This is a genomic window from Oscillospiraceae bacterium, from assembly GCA_009780275.1.
Classification (GTDB): Bacteria; Bacillota; Clostridia; order Oscillospirales; family UBA929; genus WRAI01.
The window spans coordinates 17,892-28,409 of record WRAI01000032.1 but is presented as its reverse complement, the minus strand read 5'-3'; the positions used below and the strand labels follow the sequence as shown (position 1 = coordinate 28,409).

The window sequence follows — 10,518 nt, the reverse complement described above, 5'->3', positions numbered from 1 at the left end:
TTGGTAGGGTAATGGCCTACCAAGGCGACGATCCTTAGCCGGACTGAGAGGTTGAACGGCCACATTGGGACTGAGACACGGCCCAGACTCCTACGGGAGGCAGCAGTCGGGAATATTAGTCAATGGGGGAAACCCTGAACTAGCAACGCCGCGTGAAGGATGAAGGTTTTCGGATTGTAAACTTCTTTGACGTGGGAAGAAATAAATGACGGTACCACGAAAACAAGACACGGCTAACTACGTGCCAGCAGCCGCGGTAATACGTAGGTGTCGAGCGTTATTCGGATTTACTGGGTGTAAAGGGCGTGTAGGCGGGAATGTAAGTCTGATGTGAAATTCCAAGGCTCAACCTTGGGACTGCATTGGAAACTGCATTTCTTGAGTGATGGAGAGGTAAGTGGAATTCCCGGTGTAGCGGTAGAATGCATAGAGATCGGGAGGAACACCAGTGGCGAAGGCGACTTACTGGACATTAACTGACGCTGAGGCGCGAAAGCGTGGGGAGCAAACAGGATTAGATACCCTGGTAGTCCACGCCGTAAACGATGGATACTAGGTGTGGGGGGACTGACCCCCTCCGTGCCGGAGCTAACGCATTAAGTATCCCACCTGGGGAGTACGGCCGCAAGGTTGAAACTCAAAGGAATTGACGGGTGCCCGCACAAGCAGTGGAGTATGTGGATTAATTCGACGCTACGCGAAGAACCTTACCAGGGCTTGACATCCTACTAACGAAGCAGAGATGCATTAGGTGCCCTTCGGGGAAAGTAGAGACAGGTGTTGCATGGTTGTCGTCAGCTCGTGTCGTGAGATGTTGGGTTAAGTCCCGCAACGAGCGCAACCCTTATCGTTAGTTGCTACGCAAGAGCACTCTAGCGAGACTGCCGTTGACAAAACGGAGGAAGGTGGGGATGAGGTCAAATCATCATGGCCCTTATGTCCTGGGCTTCACACGTACTACAATGGCGATTAACAACGGGTAGCGAAGGCGTGAGCCGGAGCCAATCCCCAAAAGTCGCCTCAGTTCAGATTGTAGGCTGAAACTCGCCTACATGAAGTCGGAATTGCTAGTAATCGCGAATCAGCATGTCGCGGTGAATACGTTCCCGGGCATTGTACACACCGCCCGTCAAACCACGAGAGTCGGGAATACCCGAAGTCGGTAGCCTAACCGCAAGGAGGGCGCCGCCGAAGGTAGGTTCGATGATTGGGGTTAAGTCGTAACAAGGTAGCCCTATCGGAAGGTGGGGCTGGATCACCTCCTTTCTAAGGATGTTTGATTAGTCAGCAGTTTACTGTATGACTGTCACAATCTATGGTCAGGTCCAATTTTCAAAAGAAACGCCGTAAGGTGTGGATAGGTTTCGCTATTCAATTGTCAGGGTGACTGGCATTAAAAAAGGGCTCGTAGCTCAGGTGGTTAGAGCGCACGCCTGATAAGCGTGAGGTCGGTGGTTCGAGTCCACTCGGGCCCACCACTACGTCAGAGCAAAGTCCGCTCTGTTCTGTTTCCGCGCAAGCGCGAAAAGCTCGCACGCTCCGTTCTTCCTGCCTTGTCTTGCGAATTAGATTCGCTTGGGAAGGGCGAAAACGATACGGGGGTATAACTCAGCTGGTAGAGTGCCTGCTTTGCAAGCAGGATGTCATCGGTTCGACTCCGGTTACCTCCACCACGAAAGTTGGATTTTAGCATTTAAGTATATTGAGTGCTAAAATCTGGTTTTCAATAGAGAACCAGTGAATGTGAAGCGTTTTCCTCTATGGATGAGGCGCGCGACACAATCGCACCTTGAAAACTGAATAAGCGAAACATGTAAGATACCCATCTTACATGGAACGTGAAGGCAATAGAGGGAAAAACATACTCAATGAGTGTGTAAATTATTGTGGAAACAATGCGCGTAAGCGCTGCTGAAAGCGCCGCAAGGCGTGACAGCATGGGAAACAATGACAATTTCTAAAGGCGAGAAATAGTTGTATCTATTCAAGAATTAACTTAACTCGTGATTGCCTGCATAATTCAAAACATGGAACGCCGCAAGGCGTGACATATACTAGTATAGGTTAAGCGAACAAGAGCACAAGGGGAATGCCTTGGCACTAGGAGCCGAAGAAGGACGTGACAAGCTGCGATAAGCTACGGGGAGCGGCAAATACGCATCGATCCGTAGATTTCCGAATGGGGAAACCCACATGGGGTCAAGCCCATGTACCGTATAGTGAATTCATAGCTGTACGGGGGGAACCGCCCGAACTGAAACATCTAAGTAGGGTGAGGAAAAGAAATCAACCGAGATTCCGAAAGTAGTGGCGAGCGAAATCGGAAGAGGGCAAACCGGATGCTGCACTGAGTGTGCGACAGCACCGCACATTGAGTGCAGTGTCCGGGGTTTGGACATGCATCACGTGACAATAGGTTAGTCGAAGGGAATGGGAAGTCCCGCCACAGAGGGTGAGAGCCCCGTAGGCGAAAACCGATTTGTTACAGCGTGTATCCAGAGTACCGCGGGGCACGTGAAATCCCGTGGGAAGATGGGGGGACCACCCTCCAACCCTAAATACTACCTAGTGACCGATAGTGAAGCAGTACCGTGAGGGAAAGGTGAAAAGTACCCCGGGAGGGGAGTGAAATAGTACCTGAAACCTTGTGCTTACAAGCACTTAGAGCACGTTAATGTGTGATAAGGTGCCTTTTGTAGAATGATCCGGCGAGTTACGTTACACAGCAAGGTTAAGGCATTAAGTGCCGAAGCCGAAGGGAAACCGAGTGTGAATAGCGCGATTTAAGTTGTGTGATGTAGACCCGAAACCAGGTGACCTATCCATGAGCAGGTTGAAGTGACGGTAAAACGTCATGGAGGACCGAACCCACGTCTGTTGAAAAAGCCGGGGATGACTTGTGGATAGAGGAGAAATTCCAACCGAACCTGGAGATAGCTGGTTCTCCTCGAAATAGTTTTAGGACTAGCCTCGTATTAGATTCGCGGAGGTAAAGCACTGAATGAGCTAGGGGCCGATAAGGTTACCGAACTCTATCAAACTCTGAATGCCGCAGAATCGATGTACGGGAGTCAGACAGTGTGAGATAAGTCTCATTGTCAAAAGGGAAAGAGCCCAGACCTACAGCTAAGGTCCCTAAATAATGCTAAGTGGGAAACGATGTGAAGTTGTAAAAACAACCAGGATGTTGGCTTAGAAGCAGCCATTCATTTAAAGAGTGCGTAATAGCTCACTGGTCGAATGACTTTGCGCGGAAAATATAACGGGGCTAAGCATTATACCGAAGCTTGGGCTGCACTACTTTTGTAGTGCGGGGTAGAGGAGCGTCGTATATGGGGTGAAGCGAGACTGTGAGGACTCGTGGACTGTATACGAGTGAGAATGCCGGAATGAGTAGCGAGAATTATGTGGGAATCATAATGGCCGAAAATCTGAGGTTTCTTGGGGAAGGTTCGTCCGCCCAAGGTAAGCCGGGAGCTAAGGTGAGGCCGAAAGGCGTAGCCGATGCACATACGGTAGATATTCCGTAGCCGTCGAAAGATTTAAGCACAGGGACACTTATTCAAAGCTGATTCCGGGCGTTGGTAGACCCGGTAAGGTGGAGCGTGAGGCGAGAAAAGCTGTGTGTATATCTTAGATGTCCGTACCGCAAACCGACACAGGTAGATGAGGAGAGTATCCTAAGGCCAGCGGGAGAAGGGTTGTTAAGGAACTCGGCAAATTGGTCCCGTAACTTCGGGAGAAGGGACGCCACACTATGTGTGGCCGCAGTGAATAGGCCCAAGCAACTGTTTATCAAAAACACAGGTCTCTGCAAAGTCGAAAGACGACGTATAGGGGCTGACGCCTGCCCAGTGCCGGAAGGTTAAGAGGAGAGGTTAGCGCTTGACGCGAAGCTTTGAATTGAAGCCCCGGTGAACGGCGGCCGTAACTATAACGGTCCTAAGGTAGCGAAATTCCTTGTCAGGTAAGTTCTGACCCGCACGAATGGCGTAATGATTTGGGCACTGTCTCGACAGCCCGCCCGGCGAAATTGTTGTATTGGTGAAGAAGCCAGTTTCCCGCAACTAGACGGAAAGACCCCATGGAGCTTTACTATAGCTTAATACTGGATTTTGGTAATGTATGTACAGGATAGGTGGGAGCCTTGGAAGCGCGGGCGCTAGCTCGCGTGGAGGCAATCTTGGGATACCACTCTTATATTACTGAAATTCTAACCTACCGCCGTGAATCCGGCGGGGGGACACTGTTAGGTGGGTAGTTTGACTGGGGCGGTCGCCTCCCAAAGCGTAACGGAGGCGCTCAAAGGTCCGCTCAGCACGGACGGAAATCGTGCACAGAGTGTAAACGCATAAGCGGGCTTGACTGCGAGACCGACGGGTCGAGCAGGAACGAAAGTTGGAGTTAGTGATCAGGTGGTAGTGCGTGGAAATGCCATCGCTCAACGGATAAAAGTTACCCTGGGGATAACAGGCTGATTTCTCCCAAGCGTCCACAGCGACGGAGAAGTTTGGCACCTCGATGTCGGCTCGTCACATCCTGGGGCTGGATTCGGTCCCAAGGGTTCGGCTGTCCGCCGATTAAAGTGGCACGCGAGCTGGGTTCAGAACGTCGTGAGACAGTTCGGTCCCTATCTATTGCGGGCGTTGGAGTTTTGAAGGAGGCTGTCCTTAGTACGAGAGGACCGGGATGGACGTACCGCTGGTGCACCAGTTGTCATGCCAATGGCACAGCTGGGTAGCCAAGTACGGACGAGATAAACGCTGAAAGCATCTAAGCGTGAAACTCTTCCTGAGATAAGAACTCCCATTTCTTTAAGAAAGTAAGTCCCCACGAAGACTACGTGGTTGATAGGCCGGGTGTGTAAGCACAGTAATGTGTTCAGCTGACCGGTACTAATAGGACGAGGGCTTAACCTAATATAATGCAGGCAATCGAAAACTTGTTTGTCTTCACGTTCGCTTATTCTGTTCGCTTGTTCAGTTTTCAGGGCGTGATTTATGCTCTGCATCTTGGACGCTATTTATATAGCGTGACAAGAAAGTCGGTGTAGATGGCGGTGAGGGTCCACCCGTTCCCATTCCGAACACGGTCGTTAAGCTCACTTGCGCCGAAAATACTTGGCGGGAAGCTGCCCGGGAAAATAGGTATATGCCGACACATTAAGCACTTACGTCATTGGCGTGAGTGCTTAGGATTATCCTCCTTAGCTCAGTTGGTAGAGCATGCGGCTGTTAACCGCAGGGTCGTTGGTTCGAGCCCAACAGGGGGAGCCATAAGAAAAAGCCTGACGTAAGTCAGGCTTTTTTGCTTGTCTAAGTGAGGAAAAGGTTTAAATCAATTTCACGCCACCTTGCTGCGTTTGCGCTTTCTGCCTAAAATCATAAGTGACATTAAGACGAATGAGAGGATTATTGCGGCCAGCTGAATTATGGGAAATGAGTCATCCCCCGTCGGTGGATTTGTCGGCGCGGTGGGATTGCTTATATTGTCAGCCGGTGGGGTTTCGGGTATTTCAGAATATGCAGGGGGTGTTGCAGTGGCCTGTTCCCACCGAGCATAGATTTCTGTATCTGATATAATCGGTGTTGTGAAGTCAAAGTGTACCCCGCCCTCAGGCGCGGTATGCCACCCCAAAAAGCGCCAACCTTCGCGTATCGGAATATTAAGTGGTTCGGTTGCTGTTGCTTCATGTGGCAGAGTTTGCGGAGGGAAATCGCCTGTACCGCCATTTAATATGAAAGATACTGTGTGTGCTACTCTTTCCCATTGCGCGACAAAAGTAGTATCGCTTGTGATGGCTTTCTCCTTGACCTGCTGGTTTGACAGCAAGTCATCTGACCCGGCGTATTCAAGCCAGCCAATAAACTCATGGCCTCTTGCCCCAATCGCCGTAGGAACATTCTGTGGATGCCAAGGGAATGGTTGGATATCTACTTGAATGACCTCGGTGCGCAGATGAGAATCCCCTTCGCCTGCAAATGTGCCGCGCTCGTCTGTCGTGTAAGTGATGGTCAGTTGTGATATTCGTGGGCCGAGTCGGAAATTAATATCAATGTTGTTAAACGGGTTGTGAAAAACAGTGGTAAACTTGCTTTGTATTCTATCTTGAATGGCGGTTGCGTCAGGGGGACTGAAAATCCCATTTCCTGCACTGTTGCCGGAAAAGATTGCCTCTGCACCCACAATGATACGCGGATATGAGTCTATTGTTAGTGGGTTTTTGTAGACCTCTCCTGCGGCATAGATACCCCCGCCGTCGTCTTCGGCAGTATTATCGCTAATATTGCCGTTATACATGACAAAATATGCCCTGTCATCAGTGCCGCGCCAGACACCGCCACCATCACGGGCAGCGTTATTGTTGCTAATTTCGCCGCCATGCATTGTAAACTCACCGATTAAGATGCTGACGCCGCCACCGCCATTTGATACGCCAGTGCCGTGGGCGGTATTGCCATTGATTCGGCCGCCTTCCATAATAAATCGACCGCCGTTGGCCGGGCCGGCGATATGGACACCGCCGCCGTTTAGGTTTGCGCTATTATTACGGAGTTCGCCGTTCATCATAGTAAATAGGGCGGTGTTAGCGACATGAACGCCGCCACTGTTATTAGCACTATTGCCATGGATTTCACCGCTTTCCAACTTAAACGTGCTGTTTACGCCGATGACATTTACACCACCGCCATTTACCCTTGCGTTATTATCGCATATTTCGCCGCTGTGCATAGTGAAAGTGCCTGCCCCCCAAGATTGAACGCCGCCGCCGTTGCCGGCACGGTTGTCATGGATGCTGCCGCCCTTCATGTCAAACGAACTGTTTATGCCGATGACACCAACGCCGCCGCCGTTTTCATGTGCTCCATTTCCGTGGATTGTGCCGCGCTCCATCAAAAAAGAAGAGGCACCTTGTGCCTGAACACCACCACCGTGAGAACCTGCCCTATTATTGTGAATTTGGCCGCCGCTCATTTGGAAGATAGTTTGTCCACCCGTTGTAAATATGCCGCCGCCGCTGTGGGTTGCTTCATTACGTGAGATTTCCCCGCCATCCATGATAAAGTGACCGCCTGCGGCGACGTAGAATCCGGCACCGGTATTTGCTGTGTTGCTGCTGATTTCTCCATTGTGCAAGAGGATGTCGCCGGCAGCAACAAAGGCAGCACCGCCTTGATCAGCTTCGTTGTCATAAATTTTTCCGTCGTTGATTGTCAAAACACCACCTCTGCCGCCACCGACACCGCTTAACCCATACATATAAATACCGCCACCGCTGACGGCATGATTGCGCTTAATCACGCTTCCCTCTGACATGGTCAACTGAGCAGTATTGGTGACAACCTCAATTCCGCCGTGATGGGAGGAGATGTTTTCACGATTACCGCTGATGATAATATTTTTCAATGTCAAGGCACCGCGTACGATAAAATGTCGTTGACCGGCAGTGGATTGCATAAGTGTAAAACGCTCTTCTTGTGCACTGGTGAGGGTGATATTTTGTCCCGCTGGTATAGAAATGGCATCATGTCCCTGCGCCGGAATATTTTGTGTCAGCACAATCGTTGCCGACCCACCGGGGCTCACTGACGCGATAGCTTGGTTCAGTTCAGCCCAGCTATTTACTGATACTTGGGCATTTGCAGGCGTTGCCGCGATTGTATCATCAACGACAGTGGTGAATCCTGCACTGAATAATATCGCCACAAGGGCAGTAAATGTAGTTAGAAATTTTTTCATGAGAACATCTCCGTTTATTTTCAAAGATTATCAGGTGTGGGCTCAGTTATATAGTCGGGTACAGCGAGGCGTAAATCCTATCCGCTTGTGCAAATCTATTTGTCAACGCTGTTTCTTCTTTGCAAAATAGTATAATTTGTACTATTCTTTCCTGTTTTTTGCGGATTATGTGAAAGTTAAAGAGGCTGACGGTTTTGCATGAGAAAAGCGCTGTGAAAGAGCAGCTTAAATATGCGCGTCGAAGGAGTATTGAAAATCATAAGGTATGTGTGCGAGCGGCGAGAGATGTTGGAAGACAGAATGTTAATTAAATGTTAACAATATTGTCAAAAACTGTTGACAATATTAGATTGTTATGGTATGCTGAGAGTGGGTGTATAAGTAAATAAGTTATGATGCCTATAAAATCAGTTGAAGGAGAGAAAGAAAGATGAAAAAAATACTAAGGTGCTCACTGGCCGTGTTTTTGGCGGCAACCCTATTTTTGACGGTCGGCGCAGTTGGTGTGCTGGCAAATCCAACCTTAGACGGCAGAGACCCGAACCGTCCAGTCTCTCTGACGCTTCATCATAATATCGGGCCTGACGGTGAGATTATCGCCGGTGACCCAACAGGTGCTCCGCCATCCCCTTTAGGCCAGGCTGTTGCCGGTTCAGAATGGCAGGCTCAGCTGATAACAGTGCCTGCGGGCGAGACTTGGGACGGCAGCGTAGAAATGATTTTAGAGAATCCCGAGTGGCTTGGTGATCCAATTGTCAGGAAAACCGATTTAGATGGCCGAGCGTATTTTGGACCCGATGTCATGGTACAGGGCTTTTATTTGGTTACGGAGCTGACTGTTGATCTGCCTGAATTTGGTGCCATTGCGACACCATTCTTGGTGAGCTTGCCGTATTTGTGGAATGACGAGTGGGTGTATGACGTTCATGTCTTCCCGAAAGATCCTACAACTCCTGTTTTGGGGAAAGTGTTGGACGATGTTGCGTTTGACGGCGTGGACTTGGTCATTACCTGGACATTCTCGGTCGACATTCGGTTGGGCCTTGCCACAATCGCACCTATTGAAGAAGATGGTGATACATATATCCGAGTCATTGATCAATTAGATAATCGGTTGGCGTTTGTGCCGGGATCTGTCAGTATTTATTTTGATGTCGATGTCGACGCGGGCCAGCAACAGGCTCTTTCGACAGATGGCTGGCGAGTGACAGAAGAGAACGACAATACGATATACATTGATTTCTTGCAAGCCGGAATTATTGATATTGCCGCAGAAGGGGAAGTCGGCGGGTTTATTTACATGACATTTGATACAATCGCCAGCATAACCGGTCTCGGAGAGTTGGGTGTGATTGAAAACGACGGTACGCTGATATATTCCAATCATCCGCAATATGAACTGGGTGAACGTCCGCAGACGACGCTGTTCGGGCTGCAATTGAACAAAGTTAATGTGGATGACTCGGCGCTTCCCGGTGCTGTGTTCCATCTATATGAGGCAAGTGATATTTACGACGGTCATGTAGTTTATGGTGCATTACCTATCAAGATTGAGACGACAGACGAAAATGGTCGCGCGTTTTTCTATGGATTACCGGCGGGCATCTACTACTTGTACGAATATGCGGCACCTGACGGATACCGTCGTTTGACCGCGCCCATGCAGGTGGAAATTCGTGCCGACGTTGTGTCGCCCTATCTGGTTGAAGTTACTGTGACGAACATCCGTGAAGGCCGTATGCCTCTGACCGGCGGCACAGGTACTCTGATTTTTACGGCTGTAGGGCTTGTGCTTGTCGGCGGGGCTTTGTTGCTTGTTGTGTTGATGGGTAAAAAGAAGAAAAAAGAAAAAAACTAAGAAATTGGCCATCCGATATGGCGAGGGCAGGGGCTTCGCCTCTGCCTTGCCTTTTATAGGAAATGTGAAAGATGAAGAAATTTACACTGATACTCCTTATTGTAGTCTTGCTGATGATAGGATTTGGACTCATATTTTATCCCTACGTGAGCACGTGGTATAATTGTAGAGTTCTTGCCGGACTTTTGCAGGAATTCAATGAAGAAATCGCCCAGATGGATGAGGCTGAGATAGAGAATCATTTGCGACGGGCTCGAGAATACAATGATGCGCTGTATGGTGGTCACATCCGAGATCCTTTCGCCGAAGATACAGGCATGATGTCGTCTGATTATTATTTGAAGACATTGAATATAAGCGGAATCATGGCTCAGATAGAAATACCTATCATTGGTGTACATTTGCCTGTGCTTCACATGATTGATAAAGAGGTTTTGAATAGAGGCGTAGGGCATGTTCCAGGCACTTCTTTCCCTGTCGGGGGGATGAATACGCATGCTATTTTAACAGGACATTCCGGATTGCCGAATGCCAGAATGTTTACAGACCTGGAAGAACTTAGTATTGGTGATCAGTTTTTCATAACGGTATTAAATGAAACGTTAGCCTATCAAGTCGACCAAATTATGGTGGTTTTTCCGCATGAGATAGAGTTTCTGCGCGTGGAAAGAGGTGCCGATTTTGTGACGCTGATAACTTGTACGCCATATGCTGTCAATACACACAGGCTCTTGGTGCGCGGCGCGAGGATTCCGTATGAGGTGGGCATGGCAGACGAAACTGCGTTGATGAGCGGAACAACAAACTGGCGCTTGGTGAATGGTGTGGCAATTGGCCTTGTGCTTTTGCTTACTTTGATATTCTATTTGGTCGGGAAAGGCAGAAGCAAATTAAAAAGGGAAGACACACAGGTGTAGAGA

General features: G+C 49.3%; 3 protein-coding genes, 3 tRNA genes and 3 rRNA genes. 8 read left to right on the top strand and 1 reads right to left on the bottom strand.

Annotation, left to right across the window (positions count from 1 at the left end):
- The 6 genes from FWE06_09045 to FWE06_09020 all read left to right on the top strand — a co-directional run.
- Window positions 1–1,266: ribosomal RNA gene (locus tag FWE06_09045) — 16S ribosomal RNA — on the top strand; the annotation flags it as partial.
- Between the two features lie 135 nt (window positions 1,267–1,401).
- Window positions 1,402–1,478: transfer RNA gene (locus FWE06_09040), tRNA-Ile, on the top strand.
- Between the two features lie 119 nt (window positions 1,479–1,597).
- Window positions 1,598–1,673 (top strand) — tRNA-Ala (locus tag FWE06_09035).
- A gap of 389 nt (window positions 1,674–2,062) precedes the next feature.
- Window positions 2,063–4,919: ribosomal RNA gene (locus tag FWE06_09030) — 23S ribosomal RNA — on the top strand.
- Between the two features lie 124 nt (window positions 4,920–5,043).
- Window positions 5,044–5,160: ribosomal RNA gene (gene rrf / locus FWE06_09025) — 5S ribosomal RNA — on the top strand.
- Between the two features lie 40 nt (window positions 5,161–5,200).
- Window positions 5,201–5,276 (top strand) — tRNA-Asn (locus FWE06_09020).
- 67 nt (window positions 5,277–5,343) lie between these two features.
- Here FWE06_09020 and FWE06_09015 read toward each other — a convergent pair.
- Window positions 5,344–7,740, bottom strand: a complete 2,397-nt coding sequence (locus FWE06_09015; GenBank protein MCL2547306.1) for an InlB B-repeat-containing protein — start codon at window positions 7,738–7,740, stop codon at window positions 5,344–5,346.
- Between the two features lie 430 nt (window positions 7,741–8,170).
- Here FWE06_09015 and FWE06_09010 point away from each other — a divergent pair, with 430 nt between their 5' ends.
- Together FWE06_09010 and FWE06_09005 are read left to right on the top strand one after the other, a co-directional pair.
- Window positions 8,171–9,598: a SpaH/EbpB family LPXTG-anchored major pilin gene (locus FWE06_09010; protein MCL2547305.1), complete on the top strand. Its 1,428-nt coding sequence runs from the start codon at window positions 8,171–8,173 to the stop codon at window positions 9,596–9,598.
- A gap of 71 nt (window positions 9,599–9,669) precedes the next feature.
- Entirely contained in the window at window positions 9,670–10,515 is an 846-nt protein-coding gene (locus tag FWE06_09005; GenBank protein ID MCL2547304.1) for a class C sortase, read from the top strand.
- The last annotated feature ends 3 nt before the right edge of the window (window positions 10,516–10,518 follow it).